The sequence below is a fragment of the Dyella terrae genome (genome assembly GCF_004322705.1).
GTDB lineage: Bacteria > Pseudomonadota > Gammaproteobacteria > Xanthomonadales > Rhodanobacteraceae > Dyella_D > Dyella_D terrae.
On record NZ_SIZZ01000003.1, the window covers coordinates 300,550 to 320,627 of the forward strand.

Annotated in this window: 21 protein-coding genes; 12 read left to right on the top strand and 9 right to left on the bottom strand. The window is 65.1% G+C overall.

Annotated elements, in window-relative coordinates:
• Window positions 1–40 precede the first annotated feature (40 nt).
• Window positions 41–613, bottom strand: a complete 573-nt coding sequence (locus EYV96_RS16740; RefSeq protein WP_131152711.1) for a fimbrial protein — start codon at window positions 611–613, stop codon at window positions 41–43.
• 495 nt (window positions 614–1,108) lie between these two features.
• On the opposite strand from EYV96_RS16740, the gene EYV96_RS16745 reads away from it, so the two are divergent.
• Genes EYV96_RS16745 through EYV96_RS16770 form a run of 6 tightly spaced genes read left to right on the top strand, consistent with a single transcriptional unit; the run spans window position 1,109 to window position 7,275 of the window.
• Window positions 1,109–1,708, top strand: coding sequence for a hypothetical protein (locus EYV96_RS16745; protein WP_131152712.1), 600 nt, complete (start codon window positions 1,109–1,111; stop codon window positions 1,706–1,708).
• Window positions 1,708–1,944: a helix-turn-helix transcriptional regulator gene (locus EYV96_RS16750; protein ID WP_131152713.1), complete on the top strand. Its 237-nt coding sequence runs from the start codon at window positions 1,708–1,710 to the stop codon at window positions 1,942–1,944. Before EYV96_RS16745 ends, EYV96_RS16750 begins: the two co-directional genes overlap by 1 nt.
• A gap of 60 nt (window positions 1,945–2,004) precedes the next feature.
• Complete coding sequence (locus EYV96_RS16755; protein WP_131152714.1) at window positions 2,005–3,582, top strand: alpha/beta hydrolase; 1,578 nt, start codon at window positions 2,005–2,007, stop codon at window positions 3,580–3,582.
• The gene (locus EYV96_RS16760; RefSeq protein ID WP_131152715.1) at window positions 3,579–4,313 is read left to right on the top strand and encodes an ABC transporter ATP-binding protein; all 735 of its coding nucleotides are present in this window, start codon (window positions 3,579–3,581) and stop codon (window positions 4,311–4,313) included. Before EYV96_RS16755 ends, EYV96_RS16760 begins: the two co-directional genes overlap by 4 nt.
• Entirely contained in the window at window positions 4,310–5,515 is a 1,206-nt protein-coding gene (locus EYV96_RS16765) for an ABC transporter permease (RefSeq protein ID WP_131152716.1), read from the top strand. The genes EYV96_RS16760 and EYV96_RS16765 overlap by 4 nt, the downstream gene beginning before the upstream one ends.
• Window positions 5,516–5,559: 44 nt before the next feature.
• Window positions 5,560–7,275 carry a dipeptidyl-peptidase 3 family protein gene (locus EYV96_RS16770; RefSeq protein ID WP_131152717.1) on the top strand — a complete coding sequence of 572 codons (1,716 nt, stop codon included), beginning with the start codon at window positions 5,560–5,562 and terminating at the stop codon, window positions 7,273–7,275.
• Between the two features lie 153 nt (window positions 7,276–7,428).
• On the opposite strand, the gene EYV96_RS16775 is transcribed toward EYV96_RS16770, so the two are convergent.
• Both EYV96_RS16775 and hemH read right to left on the bottom strand, forming a co-directional pair.
• On the bottom strand, window positions 7,429–8,274 hold the full coding sequence (locus tag EYV96_RS16775; RefSeq protein WP_131152718.1) for an alpha/beta fold hydrolase: 846 nt from the start codon (window positions 8,272–8,274) through the stop codon (window positions 7,429–7,431).
• On the bottom strand, window positions 8,271–9,323 hold the full coding sequence (gene hemH / locus EYV96_RS16780; protein ID WP_131152719.1) for a ferrochelatase: 1,053 nt from the start codon (window positions 9,321–9,323) through the stop codon (window positions 8,271–8,273). Before hemH ends, EYV96_RS16775 begins: the two co-directional genes overlap by 4 nt.
• Window positions 9,324–9,443: 120 nt before the next feature.
• Here hemH and EYV96_RS16785 point away from each other — a divergent pair, with 120 nt between their 5' ends.
• From EYV96_RS16785 to EYV96_RS16805, 5 genes are all read left to right on the top strand, one after another.
• The gene (locus EYV96_RS16785) at window positions 9,444–10,133 is read left to right on the top strand and encodes a lipid-binding SYLF domain-containing protein (RefSeq protein WP_131152720.1); all 690 of its coding nucleotides are present in this window, start codon (window positions 9,444–9,446) and stop codon (window positions 10,131–10,133) included.
• Between the two features lie 83 nt (window positions 10,134–10,216).
• The gene (gene tatA / locus EYV96_RS16790) at window positions 10,217–10,450 is read left to right on the top strand and encodes a twin-arginine translocase TatA/TatE family subunit (RefSeq protein ID WP_131152721.1); all 234 of its coding nucleotides are present in this window, start codon (window positions 10,217–10,219) and stop codon (window positions 10,448–10,450) included.
• 17 nt (window positions 10,451–10,467) lie between these two features.
• Window positions 10,468–10,851 carry a Sec-independent protein translocase protein TatB gene (tatB, locus tag EYV96_RS16795; RefSeq protein ID WP_131152722.1) on the top strand — a complete coding sequence of 128 codons (384 nt, stop codon included), beginning with the start codon at window positions 10,468–10,470 and terminating at the stop codon, window positions 10,849–10,851.
• Complete coding sequence (tatC, locus tag EYV96_RS16800; RefSeq protein ID WP_131152723.1) at window positions 10,838–11,602, top strand: twin-arginine translocase subunit TatC; 765 nt, start codon at window positions 10,838–10,840, stop codon at window positions 11,600–11,602. Before tatB ends, tatC begins: the two co-directional genes overlap by 14 nt.
• A gap of 136 nt (window positions 11,603–11,738) precedes the next feature.
• Window positions 11,739–12,200, top strand: a complete 462-nt coding sequence (locus EYV96_RS16805) for a cupin domain-containing protein (protein WP_131152724.1) — start codon at window positions 11,739–11,741, stop codon at window positions 12,198–12,200.
• Between the two features lie 8 nt (window positions 12,201–12,208).
• Here EYV96_RS16805 and EYV96_RS16810 read toward each other — a convergent pair whose 3' ends face one another.
• Complete coding sequence (locus tag EYV96_RS16810) at window positions 12,209–13,168, bottom strand: complex I NDUFA9 subunit family protein (protein WP_131152725.1); 960 nt, start codon at window positions 13,166–13,168, stop codon at window positions 12,209–12,211.
• Window positions 13,169–13,187: 19 nt separating this feature from the next.
• Window positions 13,188–15,272, bottom strand: coding sequence for a transglycosylase SLT domain-containing protein (locus EYV96_RS16815; RefSeq protein WP_240732637.1), 2,085 nt, complete (start codon window positions 15,270–15,272; stop codon window positions 13,188–13,190).
• Between the two features lie 239 nt (window positions 15,273–15,511).
• On the opposite strand from EYV96_RS16815, the gene EYV96_RS16820 reads away from it, so the two are divergent.
• Entirely contained in the window at window positions 15,512–17,113 is a 1,602-nt protein-coding gene (locus tag EYV96_RS16820; protein ID WP_131152726.1) for a glycoside hydrolase family 17 protein, read from the top strand.
• On the opposite strand, the gene EYV96_RS16825 is transcribed toward EYV96_RS16820, so the two are convergent.
• From EYV96_RS16825 to EYV96_RS16840, 4 genes are all read right to left on the bottom strand, one after another.
• Window positions 17,030–17,446, bottom strand: a complete 417-nt coding sequence (locus EYV96_RS16825) for a hypothetical protein (protein ID WP_131152727.1) — start codon at window positions 17,444–17,446, stop codon at window positions 17,030–17,032. The genes EYV96_RS16820 and EYV96_RS16825 overlap by 84 nt on opposite strands.
• The gene (locus tag EYV96_RS16830) at window positions 17,443–18,252 is read right to left on the bottom strand and encodes an endonuclease/exonuclease/phosphatase family protein (protein ID WP_131152862.1); all 810 of its coding nucleotides are present in this window, start codon (window positions 18,250–18,252) and stop codon (window positions 17,443–17,445) included. Before EYV96_RS16830 ends, EYV96_RS16825 begins: the two co-directional genes overlap by 4 nt.
• Window positions 18,253–18,420: 168 nt before the next feature.
• Window positions 18,421–19,074 carry a thiol:disulfide interchange protein DsbA/DsbL gene (locus tag EYV96_RS16835; RefSeq protein ID WP_131152728.1) on the bottom strand — a complete coding sequence of 218 codons (654 nt, stop codon included), beginning with the start codon at window positions 19,072–19,074 and terminating at the stop codon, window positions 18,421–18,423.
• 48 nt (window positions 19,075–19,122) lie between these two features.
• A complete protein-coding gene (locus EYV96_RS16840; RefSeq protein WP_131152729.1) occupies window positions 19,123–20,022 on the bottom strand; it encodes a thiol:disulfide interchange protein DsbA/DsbL in 900 nt (299 codons plus the stop codon).
• Between the last annotated feature and the right edge of the window lie 56 nt (window positions 20,023–20,078).

Genomic DNA, 20,078 nt, shown 5'->3' on the forward strand with positions numbered 1-20,078 from the left:
ACTGCGCCGCGGCCGGCATATCCGGCCGCGGCAGCGGGTCTTACTGGTACACCATGGTGAATTCGACGGAGCTCTTCACCTGGCCGGCACCAGCGGCGCCAGTGGCCCTGTACTGCACGATGTAAGGCATGGTGGCCGCGCCGGTCCCATCGAGGTTCTGGACGTGCGAGTTCTGCCCGGTGACCGTCGACTGGCCCAGCAGGACGGCGGAGTTGTCATCCGCGTTGAGGATCTGCAGTTCCACGTTGGTGGCGGCGCCCGTGCCGAACGTGTTCTTCAGGTTGTTGGAGGTGGTGTTGATGTTGCCGGCGCTGCTGGAGAACAGCGTCTGCACCTTCTTCACCGCCGGGTCGCAACCGGTGATGGCGATCGAGAAAGCGGTGGCACCGGCGGTGGCGCCGGTGGTGGCCAGCGACGGGGCGAACACCCACGGCAGGGCCACGGTCGGCAGCGTGGTCGGGGTGCCGTAGTTGGCGCCGTTGACCTTGCAGGTCTGGGCCACGATCTGGCCGGTGAAGTTGATGGTGCCGTCGGCGGCCTGGGCGGCCATCGGGGCGAGGGCCGCTGCGCCAAGGCTGGCGATCAGGGCGGCGGAGAGCAGGATCTTGGTCATGGCAAATGGTCCTTCGAGATTATTTTTGTGTTGCTAGTTAGGTGCGTTCTGGACGACGCAGTGACACGTGTCGGGTAACCCCTCTGCGTCCACTTGGCTCCCCAGCTTGGTGCTGTGGAGCCACCGGGTCGCTTGTCGGTGCCAAAGCAGGACTCGTGCCAAGGTGTGAACTAGCTCACATTTCCTAATGTGAACTATCTCACAGTTTTTTCTGACGCGGTCTTAACGCGCGTCAAAATGCCGTCTCAGACCCCAGTGCGTCAAAAAGTGACACTGGGCGCCCAAGTTCTTGCTTCTGCGATGGATTTTTTATTGCGTTTGAATCGGTTCTACCCGGGTTGTCAAGGGTGCTTGACAGGACTTGGTGGCAGGGCATAGCATTTCTGTCAAGTTTGCTTGACAGGCTGTGAAGCGCAGCCGCCGCCCTCCGGATGGGGATTTGAAGGGCGCGTCTCAGGCGGTTTCGGGCGCAATACGCCCAAAGGGGGCACATCCATGGACTACTGGATTCAACGCATCGCCGCGCTGCGGCCATGGCAGCGCTGGACGCTGACCATCCTGTCCATTTGCGTCTTCTCGACGCTCACCGGTACCGCCCTTGCCACACCCAGCCGCTTGCTACGCGTGGCCTGCATCGCCGGCATCGTCGGCATGACCTATGTGCTGGCCATCATGGGGCGCGCCATCAGTTGCGGCGGCGAACGCGTGCGCAAGGAAGACAGCCGCTACATGCGCGAAATCATGATCGCCACGGCATTGTATATGGTGGTGATGCTGGTGGTCTGGCCCCTGCAGAAGCACACCGACGTGCTGGGCCTGCGCTACGCCGCCGCCATCTCGCCGCTGGTCCCGCTCGCCATGATGATTCGCGCGATGGTGCGCTATGTGATGGCCTGCGATGAGTTCATGCAGCGCATGAACCTGCTGGCGCTGTCGTGGGCGACGGGCGTGGTGGCTTTCGGTTCGATGGCCGCGGGTTTCCTGTCCTCGGCCAAGCTCATCGAACTGGACGGCACCGCCTTCATCCTGGTGTATCCGGCCATGTGCATCGTCTATGGCCTGGCGCTGGCCTGGAACAAGCGACGCTACAGCTGATGGATAACCGGGTCCGCGAACTTCGCAGCGATCGCAACTGGTCGCAGGCCGACCTGGCCGAGCGCCTGGATGTATCGCGGCAGACCATCAATGCCATCGAAACGGGCAAGTACGACCCGAGCCTGCCGCTGGCCTTCAAGATCGCGCGCCTGTTCGGGCTGGCGATCGAAACCATCTTCCTGCCGGCGGACGAGCCGGGGGACGTCGGTACTCCTGGGGGGAGTTCCGCTGCATGACGTGTACCGGGGTCGATGTCGGCTCCGGTTTCAAGACATCGAGGGAAGGAAGGATCTGATATGCCAAGCAAAGGAAGAACCGCCTTGCGCGTCGCAGCCGTGGTCATTGGCCTGGGTGCGCTGGCGTGGCACAACATGCATCCGCGCCAGGCGGCGACGGAGGACAACGAAGCCGCTGCTGCGGCACCGGTGAGCGCACCCACCACGCCCGCCAAGCCGGAAACCTGGCAGCTGGGCTCGCTGACGCTCACGCCCTGCGAACTGGGGCAGCCCAACAGTGGCATGACCACCGCCGCGTGGTGCGCGCCTTTTGAGGTGCCGGAGAACCGCAAGGATCCGAACAGCCGCAAGATCCGCCTGAAGCTGGGCATCATCCGGTCGACGGCGCAGCTGGCCAGCAAGGACATGCTGGTGCTGCTGGCCGGTGGCCCGGGGCAGGCGGCGACCGAGACCTGGCCGGGCGTCGTGCCCGCCCTGCAGCCGCTGACGGCGCATCGCCACGTCGTGCTGCTGGATCAGCGCGGCACCGGCGGCTCCAACCCGTTGAGCTGCGCGACTGCGAACAAGGATGCCGGCGATACCGAAGAAGCCGGTCCGTTCGATGCCGACAAGCTCAGCGATGACGCCGCCAAGTGCCTCAAGGAAGTCGAGCAGCGCGCCGATCCGCGCTACTACACGACCACCATCGCGGCCGAAGACCTCGAAGACCTGCGCAAGGCGCTTGGCTCACCGACGTTCGACCTGGTGGGTGTCTCGTATGGCACGCGCATGGCGCAGCAGTATCTGGCGCATTACCCGGATGCGGTGCGTAGCGTGATCCTCGACGGCGTGGTTCCCAACGAGCTGGTGCTCGGCCAGGACTTCGCGCGCAACCTCGAGGATGCGTTGAAGGCCCAGTTCGCGCGTTGCACGGCCGACGTCGAATGCAAGAAGCACTTCGGCGACCCCTACCAGACGCTCTACCAGCTGCGCGATGCCCTGCGCGCCAATCCGCATGCGGTGAGCTTCCGCGATCCGCAGAACTACCAGACGGTGAAGCGCACACTCAGTGAGTACGCGCTGGCCAGCGTGGTACGCATGTTCGCGTACTCGCCCATCACCGCTGCGCTGTTGCCGGTGACCATCGACGCGGCGGCGCATGGCGATGTCGGCCCGCTGCTGGGTCAGGCGAAGCTGCTCTCGGGCGATTTGTCGGACACCATGAACAGCGGCATGCAGCTTTCGGTGATCTGTAGCGAAGACGTTGACCTGCTCAAGTCGCGTCCCGAAGATGCCAATGCCATGCTCGGCAATCGCATGGTCGATGCGCTGGAAGCCATGTGCTCGGTGTGGCCCAAGGGTGAGCGCCCGAAGGACTTCCACGCGCCGATGAAAACCGACAAGCCGGTGCTGTTGTTCTCGGGCGAATTCGATCCGGTAACCCCGCCGCGCTACGGCGACGAGGTGCTCAAGAACCTGAGCAACGCACGTCACCTCGTGCTCAAAGGCCAGGGCCACAACGTGATTAACGCAGGCTGCGCGCCCGATGTCGTGAAGACCTTCATCGAAGACAACGCGCCGGCCAAGCTGGAAACCAAATGCCTCGATCGCCTGCGCCCGACGCCGGTGTTCATCGATTTCAATGGAGCAGCACCATGATCGAAGTAAGGGATCTGCATAAATCGTTCGGCACGGTGAAGGCCGTCGACGGCGTGAGCTTCACCGCTCGCGATGGCGAAATCACCGGCCTGCTTGGCCCCAATGGCGCGGGCAAGACCACCACGCTGCGCATGCTTTACACGCTGATGAATCCGGACAGCGGCCAGGTGCTGGTCGACGGCATCGACGCGGCCAAGGATGCGCTGGGCGTGCGTCGCGAACTGGGCGTGCTGCCCGATGCGCGCGGTTTGTACAAGCGCCTGACGGCGCGCGAGAACATCAACTACTTCGGCGAGCTGCAGGGTCTGAGCAAGGAAGAGTTGGCCACCCGTCGCGAGGCGCTGATCCGCGGGCTGGAGATGGAAGACATCGCCGATCGCCGCACGGAGGGTTTCTCGCAGGGCCAGCGCGTGAAGACCGCGATTGCCCGCGCGCTGATTCATGACCCGCGCAACGTGATCCTCGACGAGCCGACCAATGGCCTGGACGTGATGGCGACCCGTGCCCTGCGTCAGTTCATGCTGAAGCTGAAGGCCGAGGGCCGCTGCGTGCTGTTCTCCAGCCACATCATGCAGGAGGTTGCGGCACTGTGCGATCGCATCGTCGTGATTGCGCACGGCCGCGTCGTTGCCGATGAATCGCCGCAGGCACTGCGTGAGCAGACGGGCGAGAACAATCTGGAAGATGCATTCGTGAAGATCATCGGTAGCGAAGAGGGGCTGGCAGCATGAACATGAAACCTCCGAGCGTCCGCAAGACGCGTGCGTTCATCACGGTCTTCCTGAAGGAAGTCCGCGAAAACCTCCGTGACCGCCGCACGCTCATCAACGCCTTCCTCACCGGCCCGCTGCTGGCGCCGCTGATGTTCGTGATGATGATCAACATCAGTCTCAACCGCGAACTCGACAAGGCCGAAAAGCCGCTCCATGTGCCGCTGATTGGTGCGGAGTTTGCTCCCAACCTCGTCGGCGCGCTGGAGGCCGGAGGCATCGTGCCGCAAGCGGCCATCGCGAACCCGGAAGCGGCAGTGCGCAAGCAGGACGTCGATATCGTGCTGCGCATTTCGCCGGACTACGCCAAGGCCTGGCGCAAGGGCGAGCCCGTGCAGGTCGAGCTGATCTACGACTCGTCGCAGCGCGAAACCAACACGGCGGTCGAACGCGTATCGAAGCTGGTCGAAGGCTATGCACGCCAGCAGGGCGCGATGCGCCTGGTGGCTCGCGGCCTGTCGCCGGGCGTGGCATGGCCGGTGGGCGTGGCCAAGCGTGACCAGGCTACCGCGCAGTCGCGTGCGGTGCTGATGTTCGGCATGCTGCCGTACTTCTTCGTACTGACGATCTTCCTGGGTGGCATGTACCTGGCGATCGATTTGACGGCCGGTGAGCGCGAGCGTCAGTCGCTGGAGCCGCTGTTTGCAAATCCGGTGGCGCGATGGAAGATCTTTGCCGGCAAGCTCGCGGCGATCTGCGTTTTCTCGGCCGCCAGCCTGCTGATCAGCCTCCTGGGTTTCAGCATCGTCGGTCACTTCATTCCCGTTGAAAAACTGGGCATGGAGGTGAACCTTGGCATGCATTTCGCCACGCACGTGCTGATGTTGATGCTGCCGCTGATTATCCTGCTCGGCGCCCTGCAGTCGATGGTCGCTGCATTCGCAAAGACTTACCGCGAAGCCCAGACCTATCTGTCGCTGCTGATGTTCGTGCCGGTGATTCCCAGCGTGATCCTGCTGGTGATGCCCATCAAGGCGCAGGACTGGATGTTCTCGGTGCCGCTCCTTGGCCAGCACCTTGGCATCATGAACCTGCTGCGCGGCAATCCGATCAGCATGGCGCAGCTGGGCCTGTGCATGGCCGGCAGCCTGGGCGCCGCCCTGGTGGTTTCGGTGCTCACCGCACAGCTCTATCGCTCCGAGCGTCTGGCCATCTCCGTCTGACCGAACGCGCTACCATGGGGTCTTCCGTTTCAGAGGAAGACCCCATGCGTCAGCGCCTGCTTGCCATTAGCCTTCTTGCGGTCCTCGCCGGCTGTTCGTCCCATCAGGACGACCATGCCGCGCCCGCGCCCGCCGCACCTGCCGCCGCCAGCACGGCCGCGAAGGAACCGCCGCCGGCCTCCACGGATGCCGACCTGGTCAAGCAGCACATGGGCGACTACGCCACGGTGCGCCTGACGGCGGATCTGTCGGCCTTCGACGAGAAGCAAAAGCAGATGATCGCCCTGCTGGTGCAGGCAGCCGACGTCACCAACAGCCTTTACTGGCAGCAGTCCTGGGGTGACAAGAACGCCCTGATGCAGCGTATCTCCGACGAAGACACGCGCCGCTACGCCGAGATCAACTACGGCCCCTGGGATCGCCTCAACAATGACGAACCCTTCGTGGCCGGCGTCGGTCCGCGCCCGCCGGGCGTGCAGTTCTATCCGGCCGACATGACCAAGGACGAGTTCGAGAAGTCCGATCTCAAGGACAAGACTTCGCTCTATACCGTCATCCGTCGCGATGCCAGCGGCGCTCTGGTGAGCGTGCCGTTCCACGAGGCCTACAAGACGGATCTGGAAAAAGCCGCCGGCCTGCTGCGCCAGGCCGCCGAGCTGTCGTCCGACAAGGATTTCGCCAGGTACCTGAAGCTGCGCGCCGATGCTTTGCTCAGCGACGATTATCGTCCGAGCGATTTCGCGTGGATGGCGATGAAGAAGAATCCGGTCGACATCGTCATCGGCCCGATCGAAACCTACGAAGACCAGCTGTTCGGTTACAAGGCCAGCTATGAAAGCTATGTCCTGGTGAAGGACCAGGCCTGGAGCGCCAAGCTTTCCCGCTTCGTGAAGTATTTGCCGGAGTTGCAGCGCGAGTTGCCGGTGGATGCGAAATACAAGGCGGAGAAGCCCGGTTCCGATGCCGACCTCAATGCGTACTTCGCGGTGTACTACGCCGGTGACGCCAACGTCGGCGCCAAGACCATCGCCATCAACCTGCCCAATGACGAAGAAGTGCAGCTGAAGAAGGGCACGCGCCGGCTGCAGCTGGAAAACGTCATGCAGGCGAAGTTCGACAAGATCATGTTGCCGATCGCCAAGGAACTGATTGCCGATGACCAGCAGTCGCACCTGACCTTCGACGCCTTCTTCGAGAACACCATGTTCCATGAAGTTGCCCACGGCCTGGGGATCAAGCAGACGCTCACCGGCAAGGGCATGGTGCGCGGCGCGCTGAAGGATCAGGCGTCGAGCTTCGAAGAAGGCAAGGCGGACATCCTTGGCCTTTACATGGTCAGCAAGCTGGCCGAGAAGGGTGAGTTGGACAAGGCGAAGCTGATGGACAACTACGTCACCTTCCTCGCCGGCATCCTGCGCTCAGTGCGCTTTGGCGCCAGCGACGCGCACGCGAAGGCGAACATGGTGCGCTTCAATTTCTTCAAGCAACAGGGCGCATTTACGCGCGATGCCACCACCGGCCGCTATCGCGTGGACTTCGACAAGATGACGGCTGCGATGAATGCGCTGTCGTCGAAGTTGCTCACCATCCAGGGTGATGGCGATTACGACGCGGCCAAGCAGCTGACCGACAGCATGGGTAGTGTCGATGCGGAGCTGGCCGGTGATTTGAAGCGCCTGTCGACGGCGAAGATCCCGGTGGACATCAGCTTCGAGCAGGGCTTGGATGTGCTGGGTGTAGCGGCGCCGGCGGCGAAGTAAGCGGTTTGAAGGGCAGCAGGAAGGGGCTCCCCAGGGAGCCCTTTTCGTTTGCAAGAATGAAAGACCACTGCGCGATTTGGGTTGCCGTCATTCCGGCTTTCGCCGGAATGACGATCAAATAGGTCGTTTCGAAGGATTGGGTGATCGCCTCGATCAGCCCGCCGTAGCCAACACCCACGCCGCCACTGCTTCCGCATGCTCCATATGCAGATGATGCCCACCCGCCATCTGCGTCACCTCAATCGAAGCAACGCACGCCGCCCGTTCAGCCATCTGCGCCGACGGCAGGTAAGGCGTCGCCGGCTCTGCCAGCAGCATGTGCGTCGGTGCCTCGATGCCGGCCAGAATGGCCCGGATCTGGGCTTCCGCGATGCGTAACGGACTCGTGCGTGTCAACCGGGGATCGCTGCGCCACGACCAGCCATCCGCCACTTCGAGCAAGCCGCGCTCGACGATCGGTCGGGCCAGGTCGGCGCGCAGGCCGCTGGCCATCACGCGGGCGGTCACGGCCTGTTCGATATCCCTGAATACGCGCAGGGATTTGTTGTTGGGCGCGACGGCCAACCCCTCGCGGAACCGCTTCAGGGTGAGCGAGCCATCGTCACCCAGGGGGCCCAGCCCTTCCACGGCAAAGAAGCGTTCGACGCGTTGCGGTGCGGCGGCCGCCAGCAAGGCGCCAACACCGGCGCCCATGGAATGCCCAAGCAAAGTGAAGCGATCGATGCCGAGCGCATCGAGCGCTGCCAGCACAAATCGCACGTAATCGGGGAAGTGGTACGACATGCCCGCGGGCAGGTGGTCTGAATGCCCGTGGCCGGGAAACTCAAGCGCCACGACACGGAAGCGCGACGCGAGTTGCGGTGCCAGCAGGGCATGGCTGCCGGCGTTATCGAGCCAGCCGTGCAAGGCGAGCATGGGCGGCAAGCTGTCCTCGCCCCAGACCTGCGCAGCCAGCGTCAGGCCGGGTACCTCCACGCGAAGTTCGCGCGGTACGGTCATGGTGCCAGCCAGCCTTGCAGATGGCGCATCGTCAGTGCAGCGAGGCTCGTGACCTGGTCGCGGCTGTCGTTGAGCGCGGGGATGTATCGCAGTTCCTGGCCACCCGCTTCGCGGAAGAAATCGCTGTTCTGCATCGCGATCTCTTCCAGCGTTTCCAGGCAATCGACGGCAAAACCGGGGCACGCGACGTCGATGCGCTTGATGCCATCGGCGGCGAGCTGGCGCACCGTGGCATCGGTGTAAGGCTGCAGCCACTGCTCGCGCCCGACGCGCGACTGGAAGCTGACCACGAGCTCATCGGCTGACAGACCCAGTTGCTCGCGCAGTCGCTCGGCGGTGGCGAGGCACTGCGCGTGGTAAGGATCGCCCAGTCGCACATAGCGCTCGGGAATGCCGTGGAAGGAGAGCAGCAATTTTTCGCCGCGGCCGTTCTGCGCCCACCACGCGCGGATGCTGTTCGCCAGCGCATCGATATGCGCGCGATCGTTGTGGTAGTCGTTGACGACGCGCAGTTCCGGCGGCCAGCGCAGCGTCTTCATCGCATCGGCGACGGCGTCGATCACCGAGCCGGTGGAGGTGGCCGAGTACTGCGGGTAGAGCGGTAGCACCAGCAACTGGCGAATGCCGTCCTGCTGCATGCGCGCCACTTGTCGGGCAACGGATGGCTCGCCATAGCGCATGGCCAGTTCGACGCGCACGGGCGCACCCAGCCGGTCGAATTCGGCCTGCAGATGACGGGCCAGCGATTGGCTGCCCACCCGCAGCGGCGAACCCTGCGAGGTCCAGATGCGCGCATAGGCATGGGCGGAGCGGGACGGACGCACGCGCAGGATGACGCCGTGCAGGATCAGCCACCAAAGCCAGCGCGGGTAATCGATGACGCGGGGGTCGGCGAGAAACTGGGCCAGGTAGGGCCTCACCGCCTTGGCTGTGGGCGCTTCGGGCGTGCCGAGATTGACCAGCAGCACGCCGACGGTGGCTGTCTGGGACTTAACCGGCGGGTGGCCGGAAACCTCGGTCGGGCCGGTATAGTGATTGGCGCTAGGCATGCGTGCGACTTGCTCCCGTCAAGCCGCCAAGTCTGCCACAAGCGGTCCCGCGCACCGTGCGATGGTGCGTCGCAGGGACCCTCGAAGCAGGACACCTCGAAACACGCACAGGAGTCACCCGTGATCAAAGCCCCGTTGCACCGTTTGTTGCTTGCCGCGCTCGTCCTTCTGGTCCCGGCCATGTCCGTTCATGCGGAGGATCCGCCGCTGGTGCGTGCGACCAACTCGGTGCGCGTGCTCAAGGAGATCATGGAAGCCCCGGATAAATCGATCCCGGTGGACCTTCTCAAGGAAGCCCATGCCATCGCGGTCATCCCGGACATGGTCAAGGCTGGTTTCATCTTCGGCGGTCGCCGGGGCGAGGGCCTGATCTCGGTGAAGGGGCCGGACGGCACCTGGTCGAACCCCAGCTTCGTCACCCTGACCGGCGGCAGCGTCGGCTTCCAGGCGGGCGTCTCGTCGACCGATGTGATCCTGGTCTTCCGTACCCAGCGTGGCGTGGATTCCATCGTCAACGGCAAGTTCACCCTGGGCGCCGATGCGGCGGCCGCAGCCGGCCCGGTGGGGCGTAATGCCGCAGCCTCGACCGACAGCCAGTTCAAGGCCGAGATCTACTCCTACTCCCGCTCGCGCGGCCTGTTCGCGGGCGTGGCCCTGGACGGCTCGGCCCTGCGCATCGATTACGACGCCAATGCCGAGGTCTACGGCCAGGGCATCACCCCGCGCCGGATCTTCGACGGCGGGGTCAACAACGTCCCGGGCCCGGTGGTCGATTTCCGTGATCGGCTTGAGGAGTACACTCAGCGATAATGCACGGGAAGGGACCGGGCCGGTAAAATCGACCGGTTACGGTGGTTCAACCCAATCCGGTCCCGCCCCTGGAGCCTTTATTCATGAGCATCACCCATCTCATTCTGCTGTTGATCGTCGTCGTGCTGATTTTCGGCACCAAGAAGCTGCGCAATATCGGTGGCGACCTTGGCGGTGCCGTGCGTGACTTCAAGAAGGGCCTGGACGGCGACGAGAACGCCAAGTCCAAGGACGAGCAGCGCCTGCAGGCCGATCCGCCGCCCTCGAACACCACCAGCAGCAACCAGAACCAGAACGACACGCACGAGACCAAGTAAGGTCTCGCGTTCAGGTCATGATCGAGATCAGCTTCGGCAAGCTGGTACTGCTCGCGCTCGTCGCGCTGATCGTACTCGGCCCGGAAAAACTGCCCGGCGCGGCGCGTACCGCCGGCGCGCTGCTGCGTCGGGTGCGTAACGGCTGGGACAGCGTCCGCTCGGAAGTGGAGCGCGAGCTGCAGGTCGAAGAGATCAAGAAGCAGGCGCGCGAAGCGGCTGCGCGGGCCGAATCGGCCCAGGCCGATCTTGATGCCACCTTGCGCAAGGTGCGCGAAGCGGGTGCCCAGCAGGTGGACGCACCGGCGCCGCCGGCAGCGTCCGAGCCGACGCCGGGCCCTGCGTCGCCAGTCGATGCGCCCGCGGACTCGCCCACGAAGGATGCTCCGCATGGCGGCGCCTGAGCTCGATCACGACTCGCAGGACCAGGAACAGGGCCTGTTTTCCCATCTGATCGAACTGCGTTCGCGCCTGCTCAAGGCGTCGGCCACCGTGGTGATCGTGCTGCTGGCGCTCATTCCGTTCGCCAATCGCCTTTACACCGAGCTGGCGGCGCCGCTGATGGCGCGCCTGCCACAGGGCGCGCACCTTATCGCGACCGAAGTGGCCAGTCCCTTCGTCACGCCGTTGAAACTGGCGTTTTACGCCTCGCTGTTCATCAGCATGCCGATGATCCTGTATCAGCTGTGGGCTTTCGTCAGTCCCGGTCTGTACCGGCACGAGAAGCGCCTGGCGCGTCCGCTGCTCGGTGCCGCGCTGCTGTTGTTCTACGCCGGCTGCGCGTTCGCGTACTTTCTGGTGCTGCCTGCGGCGTTCAAGTTCCTGACGGCGGTGACGCCCGAGGGCGTGGAGATGATGACGGACATCACCCACTACCTCGACTTCGTCATGCTGATGTTCTTCGCCTTCGGCCTGTGCTTCGAAGTGCCGGTGGCGGTGGTCATCCTCGCGGCGATCGGCATCGTCAACGTCGATCAGCTGCGCAACGGACGTCGCTATGCCATCGTCGGTGCCTTTGCCATTTCCGCCTTCATCACGCCGCCGGACATCACCTCGATGGTGATGCTGGCCGTGCCGATGTGTTTTCTCTACGAGCTTGGCGTGCTGGCCGTGCGCTGGCTGATTCGGCCGGCGGCGGCATCGACTGCCGAATAAGCTGTCTTCAGACTGGCGATGCGCTGTCATATTCGTGAAGCCGCGTTAGGTAGAAATGCGGAAGACGATTCGCCTTTAAAGTCTCTATGATGGTCGCGCCGACCGGCATTTACGGATATCAGTGAGTTGTATGGACATGTACTCACGCAGCGCCGACCTGATCGCGCAGCTCGACCTGCTTCCCCATGTGGAAGGAGGCCACTACCGCCGCGTGCATACGGCGGCCAGCCCCGAAGGCGGGCGCCCACCGCTTAGTGCCATCCACTATCTGCTCAGCGCAGGCCAGCGCGGGGTGTGGCATGTCGTCGATGCCGACGAGGTCTGGCACTTCGTCGAAGGCGATCCCATGGAGCTGACGGTGTATTACCCGGCCGAGGCACGCTTCGAGCGCCGTCGACTGGGGCGCATCGAAGACGGCTGCTCGCCGATGCATGTGGTGCCTGCGCACGCGTGGCAATCGGCGCGTCCGTTGGGTAGCTATGCGCTGATGACCTGCATCGTGGCGCCGGGATTCGAATTCGCCGGCTTCCGCCTGCTACAGGACGACGACCCGCTTGCCGAGAAGCTGCTGGCCTTCTCCGACGAGGGCAGGGAGTAAGCGGCTGCTTACCGCTTCTCTCCCGTCGCGCTTCGATAACCGTTGCGCGCCGCATCCAGCCGGCGCTGCCGGGGCGATCCGTGCAACAGGGTCGGTAGCCATGGCGTCAGCGCCTGGGGTGTGATGCCCAGGGTGGCGTAGCCGTTGTGTTTGCCGACCGAATCGGTGCGCAGGCTGAGGAAGTTGTCACGAGAGAACGGTTTGCCGGGGAGGAATTCGGCGAACCGTGCCTGCAGGCGACCCAGGCCGTCCGGCAGATCGATGATGGGCGTCCGCAGGCCTGCCTCGTCCCGGATCTTGCGGACGATCTCGCCCAGAGTGAGTACTTCGGGCCCGAACAGTTCGAAGGTGCGATCCAGACTCTGCGCATCGTGCTTGACGCAACGCGCGATGGCCTCGGCGACGTCGCCTGCAAAGGTGGGTGCCATGCGTGATGCGGAACGTGCCAGCGGCAGAACCGGCATGCGGCGCATCAGCCCGGCGAATCGACTCACCAGCCCGTCCTCGGCGCCAAACATCACGCTCGATTGGTAGATGGTCCAGTCCAGGCCGGAATGCCGCACGGCGGATTCGGCTTCGCCACGCGTCTTCAGGTACTGCGATAAGCCTTGTCCGGCCTTGAGCGCGCTCATCAGGTGCAGCCGCGGTACGTTTGCCGCGTGGCATGCGGCGGCGAGCCGGCGCGGCAGTTCGACGTGGGTTTCCTGGAAGCTGTAGCGTCCTTGCGGATTGAGGATGCCGATCAGCATGATCGCGGCATCCGCACCGGCGAGGGCATGGCGTAGCGCATTGCCGTCGTAGACGTCGATGCTGCGCACGTCGACCCCGGGAATCACCGCGAACGCGCGACGCTTCTCGCGGTTCCGGGAGAGAAGGGTCATCCGATGCCCGTCCTGCGCCAGGCGAGGAATGAGATAGCGACCGAGGAAGCCGGTACCGCCGAGCACGACGAGCTTCTTGGGCTTCATCCGTTGCGTTCCTCCGGCATCACGGTGACGAACTGGTGGCGGAATCGACGCTGCTGCTGGCTGCCGGCACGGTCGCCGAGCCGCTTTCGGCCGGTGCCGGTGCGGCGACGGAGCAGGTGACGGCACGCCGCGGCGTCTGCTTGTCCGGCAGTCTATACGTCTGGCCGATCGGCGGCATGCGCTCGCTCATCGGGACCACCTTGTCGTTGAGGCGCCAGTCGTAGATCACGCTGAAAGCCATCACCCGGGCCACGTACTCACGCGTTTCCTTGTACGGCATGCTGGCGACGAAGAGGTCGGGCGCCAGGTTGCTGCGCGCGCCAAGCCACTGGTCGACCTTGGCCGGGCCAGCGTTGTAGGCCGCGCTCGCCAGCCACGGCGCGCCGTTGAAACGCTCGGCCATCTGGGCCAGGTAACGGGTGCCGAGCTTGATGTTGGTGATGGGGTCGTAGAGCGACTCGCCGCCGGCCCAGTCCAGGCCGTTGCGCTTTGCGACCAGGGCCGCCGTACCCGGCAGTAACTGCATGAGGCCGCGCGCATCGGCGCCCGAGCGCGCGTCGCTCATCCAGGCGCTTTCCGCGCGCAGGATGCCGTAGGCCCAGGACGGATCGATGCCGGATTGCTCGGACTGCGGCACGATGCCGTCCTGGCTGGCCAGCGGGAAGCGCTGCTCGTAATAGCGCAGGGCATCGCCGCTGGTGAACGTGAACACCGCGCGGTCATACCAGCCCCGGCGATAGGCGAGATCCGCGGCCAGCTTGAGCGTGGCCGGGTCGGCGCCAGCGAGCGCCTGCGTCCATTCGCGGCGCGCGAGTTTCTGCAGATCCACGGCATAGAGTTCGAATGCGCGCAGCAGGCCCTGGTTCGCCAGCAGCAACTGCTCACGCTGCGGATCGGCGGGCAGGCTCTGCGGGCAGATCGAATAAGGGGACTGCAGTCGGTCGGCCGCCATGAAGCCAAAGTAGGTTGGCTCCTGCGAGAGGCCGCTCAGCAGCGGCCGCGCTTCGCCGTCGCGATTGAGCGCCGTGAGCGAACGTGCCCGGAACCAGCGCCATTCGCCGTCCTGCTGCTGGCTTGCCGGCATGGCGGCAATCGCGGCCAGCGCGGCGGTCCAGTCCTGGCGAGCCAGCGCCACGCGAACGCGCCATTCGCGCGTGGCCGTGGTTTGCATGCTGGCCGGCAAGGCGGCGAGACGCTCCAGCGCCTGCTCGTCGAAATCGGTGGCGTGGAAGAGCGCCAGCGCCACCATCACGCGACCGCGCTGGTCCGGGCTGAAGGCAAAGCGGTTCTGGAGTTTCTGCCAGGCGTTATCGGCGGCCGTCGACTGGCGGCGAGCCAGCCGCTCCAGCGCAATGGTCGCGGCCTGACGATGGCGTGGTGAATCGGGCCAGGTTTCGGCCGACGCCACGGCGCCGCCCGGATCCTTCAGCGCCATGGCCAGGCGCTGGCCCGCCTGCATCTCGTCTGCCGGCAGCCAGTTGGACAGGGACTGCACGGTGCCGGCCTGGCCGGCATCCACCGCGCGGTCGATGCGCGCCCACAGGCGCGGGGCGGTCAGCAGGCCCTGGTCGTGCGCTGCGGTGATGACAGGATCGCAGGCATTGGGCAGGTTCGCGCGCGTCCACAACGTGGCCAGGTCGCGGTCGAAGTCGAGCGTCGCGCCGCGCGACATCTGCGCGCGCAACGCATAGCAGCTCAAGGTATCGCCCATGCCGGCCTGGTAGAGCGACAGGAAGGTTTCCCAGTCTTCGCGACGCGCCAGTTCCAGCAGGAAGTCGCGCCGCAGGTCGCTGGCCGGGATCATGCCCGGATACCGTGACAGGTAGTCGTCGACCGGCGCGCGATTGAGTTGGCGCAGGTCGTGCGTCAGCGCGGCGGCTTCCAGGGAGGGGTACAACGGATAGTTGTTCAGGCCGGAGGCCAGGGCCTTCCAGCCATCGCCACCTTGCTGGGCGGCGACGTAGGCGCGCTTGAATGCCTGGCGCTGGGCATCGGTCGGTTCCGGTGTGGTCGCGGCAAAGGCGTTGGCAGCCACCAGGACGCATGTCACCACTACGGTCATCCAGCGCCGTGGATTTCGCCGTTGCTTTGCGCCAACTGCCATGACTGCTCCTTGTTGCAGATCCCGCAAGGGAAGGCGATGCCCGCAAGCGTCGCCGATGGTTCGGGTGGTGTACGCGGGCCAACGCCTTTTCGGTCGCTCGCCATTAGCCGCATGCGTATGTGATGCGTTCGTGTACGTAACCCGGAAGATTCGCAGAAATGGGCTGAATCCCAAGTGAGGTGGGACGCTACGGGATGCCTGCTAAACTTGCGCGCTTCCACCGCGCCCACAGGTAGCGCATGTCGTCGACACCCACGCTTTCATCCCGCGCACGCTGGTGCGCCTGGCTGGTTCTCGTGCTGGCCGCGGTGGCCGGGGCCTGGTGGTGGTGGGCGATCGGACGTCCGGTCGATTTGCCTGATGCCCCGTCGGCGCGCGTGGCATGCGTTTCCTACGCTCCGTTCCGCGAACCGGGCGAAACTCCGCTCGACCCGCGTGCCTTCGTCAGCCCTGATCGCATCGATGCCGATCTGAAGGCGCTGTCGCAGCGCTTTGACTGCGTGCGCACCTACTCGCAGGGCCAGGGGCTTGCCGCCGTGCCGGAGATCGCCGGGCGTTACGGTATGAAAGTGATCATGGGCATCTGGCTCGGTCGCGATCCGATCGCCAATGCGCGTGAAGTGCAGCTGGGCATCGCCTCGGCGCGCGCGCATCCGGACGTGTTGCGTGGCGTGATCGTCGGTAACGAAGTGCTGCTGCGTGGCGAGCTGTCGTCCGAACAGCTGGCGACATTCGTGCGCGAGGTGAGGGCGGCCATCCCGGCGCAGGTGCCGGTGAGTTACGCCGATGTGTGGGAGTTCTGGCTGCGTTATCCGGAGATGGCCAAGGCCGCGGATTACCTGACCATCCACATCCTGCCGTACTGGGAAGACGAGCCGGTGCCGCCGGAACACGCGGTGCGCCACGTGGCCGAGGTCTACGCGAAAATGAAGGCCGCTTTCCCGGACAAGCAGGTGATGATCGGTGAAACGGGCTGGCCCAGCGCGGGACGTCCGCGTCGCGCGGCCAGCGCCAGCGTCGTCAACGAGGCGCGCTATCTGCGTGAGTTCCTGCAGTACGCCGGCAGCGTGTCGATGCCCTACAACGTGATCGAAGCCTTCGATCAACCCTGGAAGCGCGCGCAGGAAGGCACCGTCGGCGGTTACTGGGGCATCTTCGACGTCAACGCCAAACCCAAATTCGCCATGCAGGGGCCGGTGATCGAAGAGCCGCGCTGGTGGCTGGGCTGGGTGGCCGGATGGATCGGGGCGGTGCTGTTTGCGGCGGCCGGTTTGTGGCGCCGCGACTGGAAGGGGCTGAAGGGTTGGTCAGCCATCAAGATCGCCGGTTTCGCCACCGGCACAGCGCTGGCCTGGCAGTACCGACAGATGTTCTACGCCTGCCGCAACCCGCTCGAGTGGGGTTTGTCCGCGGCGGCCTGCATCGTCGGCCTGCTGACGGCGTTGTCGCTGGCGCGGTGGCTGGCCAATCGCCTGGCCGATGGCCCGTATCGCCCCGCGCCGTTGGGCTGGTGGCGTTTTGGCTGGCTGTTCGTACTGGCGCTGGAAGGTTTGCTGCTGGCCTTCGATGGCCGTTACCGCGATTTCCCGATGGGCCTGTTCGCGCTGCCGTGCGTCGGCTACGGGCTGGTCGCCTGGCTGGACCGCTTCCCGGAAACCCCCGGTCTGGCGTTGGAAGAGCGCTTCCTTGCCTGCTGGCTGCCCGCGCTTGCGGCGGTCGTGGTGATCCAGGAAATCGGCCTGAACCCCGTCACCTGGCTATGGCTGGGGCTGAACCTGGCGATCGCGCTGCCCGTTCTCATCGGCTGGCGCCGCAGTCGCCTGGAAGCGGACGAGGCGTAGGCTGCCCACCAGCAGCGCAAAGGCGCCGGCCTCGAAGCAGTACATCATCAGTGCGAACAGTCCCACGGCGGCGGCCAGCCAGGCCGCAAACGGGCGCTTCCAGACAAGAGCCACCGCGGCGGCCAGCAAGGCAGCCCAGCCGTAGCCGTAGCCGAGGAATCCCAGCACGACCCACTGGCGCCACTGGCACCAGGCCGGATTGCTGGCCGAGCCATCGCACAGGTGCGCCATATCGCTGGGCTCGATGACGCCAAAGCGCAGCGCGGCGGTAAGGGCTCCGACGACCAGTAACAGGAACCAGGGCAGGAACACGCGGATCAGGGACGAATTCATCGACGGAGCTTTTGCGGACGGGGCGCGACGTGGCTGGGCAGGCGGATTTCCGCCGCCAGGGGCAGGTGATCGGAGAAAGCCTGGGGCAACGCCCACACCTTGTCCAGATGGATCGCCTCGGAGGTGAGAATGTGGTCGAGTGCCTTGCTCGGCTTCCAGCTTGGGAAGGTGGGCGTGGCCTGCGGCGGGGGTAGCAGCGGCGACTTCTTGAAGAGATGCTGCATCTCGCTGCTGTTGGCGTCGGTATTGAGATCGCCCATCAGCACGGCATGCGGGAAGTCCTGCAGCACTTCGGCGATGAAAGCCAACTGTCTGGCGCGTGCCTGCGCGCTCAAGGACAAGTGGGCGATCATCACCGCCAGCGCGTCCTGGCCCTCGCCGAAGCGGGCGAGCAGGGCGCCCCGGCCTGGAATGCGGCTGGGCAGCGGGTAATCGAGCACCGCCGTCGGCTCGATGCGCGAGATCAGGCCGTTGGCCGAATGTGCCAGGCGCGCCATCGGGCGATTGGGCTGGTGGCTCCAGAACGGCATGCCCGAGGTTTCGGCCAGGTAACGGGTCTGGTTGAGAAAACCCGAGCGCAGGCTGCCCGCGTCCGCTTCTTGCAGGCCGATGAGGTCGAACTGAGGCAGGACTTCCGCCAGGCGATCAAGGTTGTCCAGCTTGCTGCGGCCCGGCAACACCGCGTTGATGCTGCGCGTCAGGTATTCGCTGTAACGCTGCACGCTGGCGCCCGCGAGGATGTTGCAGCTCAGCAGGCGCAGTCGGCGTTCGGGCTTGGCGGCTTGGGTGGGCTCGGCGCGGGTCATCAGGTCAGGGTAGTCGGGGCTGTGTGGCAAAGACCATCGCCATGCATCGTGGAGACGCCGGGCGCGGGCTCAAGCAGCATGCCTTCCCCCATGTGAACGCGGGGACCAGCCTGGGCTGGTCCCCGCGAGACATATCATCGACATCGGTGCGGGGCACCGCGAGACACCTTACTTGGTGCCGAGCTCGCGATTGGCCAGCCACAGGGTCATGGCAGACAGTTCACCCAGGCTCTTGACCTGGCTGGAGCGGTACTTGCCGTTCACGATGATGGTCGGCGTGCCGTCAACTTCCCACTTCTGCAGCATTTCACCGTCGTGCTTGATCTGGGCCGTCACTTCGTCCGAGCTGGCGATGCTCATGAACTTCGCGCGATCCACGCCCTTGGAGGCGTAGAAATCGGCCAGCTCGTCCAGCGTGGAGATCGGGTAGTGCTCGTCGAACTTGGCCTTGAACAGCGCCAGGTGAGTGGCGTCGAGCACGCCAAGCTTCTTGGCGGCGTAGAACGCGCGGGCGTAGGGCACCCACTGGTCACTGAACGCCGCCGGGACCATCTTGAACACCACGCCGGCCGGCAGCTGCTTGCGCATCTCCTCGGCCATGGGCGCGAAATGGGCGCAATGGACGCAGCCGTACGAGAACACCTCCACGACTTCCACCTTGCCCTCGGCGCTGTAGCGCTGCGGCGCACCCGGCATGGTGACGTACTGCGTGCCATCGGCATACGGCGCGGCAGCATCGTTGTTGGCCGCGGTGCAGGCGCTGGCCAGGACCAGGCCGCCGAGCAGGGCGAGGATACGCAGACGGGCAAAACGCTTGAACATGCTGGGTCTTCTCCGGGAGTCGGGCGCCGCCGGGGCGCCGCACAGTGCTTACTTGCCTGCCGCTTCCTTGGCGATCAGCCAGCGGGCCAGATCGATCGCCTTGGTGTAGCCGCCTGCGGACACGGCGTCGAAGCGGTATTTGCCGTCGATGATGAGCGTCGGCGTGCCTTCGACGCCATACGACTTCACAAGTTCATCGGCGCGCTTGACCTTGGTGTTGATGGCGAAGGAATTGGCCACGGCCATGAATTCCTTCGGGTCCACGCCGTACTTGGCGTACACCTTGGCGGCGTCTTCGAGCGTGGGCAGGTTGCCGATGCCCTTGAGGCCGGTGCCGTTGGGCTTGTAGGCGCTCAGTTCGCGGGAGTTCCACACGGCGTCATACATGGCGTCGTTGGCCTTGTCGGCCACGCCCAGCGCCTGCGCGGTGAGATAGGCGCGCTGGAACATCGGGAAGTTTTCCTGCGGCATGAACGACACCGGCAGGTAGGTGATCACGGTGTTCGCCGGCAGGCTCTTGGCGAACTGGTCGATGATCGGGTGGAAGTTGTTGCAGGACGGGCAGCCGTACGAGAACACCTCGATCACTTCGATCTTGGTGGTATCGGTCATCTTCGGCTGGGCCGGGTCGATGCGGACGTAGTGCTTGCCTTCGACCCAGGTGCCGTCGTCGACGAAGGCCTGAGCGGCGGCGGCCTGTTCGGCCGTCGGCTGTGCCGGGCCCTGGGCGGCCGGAGCCGCAGCGGTGCTGGCCGGGGCCGGGGTGGCGGCCGCGGTGGATGCAGTCGCAGGGGCTGGCGTGGTGGCCGGTGCGGCGGGCTGTGCCGGCGCGGTGGCTGCCGGGGCGGGCGTGGTCGGCTGGGCGGCGTTGCCCCCGTTCTCACTGTTGTTGCCGCAGGCGCTGAGCACCAGCAGGGAGGCAAAGAGGAACGGCAAACGCTTCAGCATGGAGTGACCTCGGATGTTTCGTAGGCGTGTAAACAACAACGCCGGCTCAGGGCCGG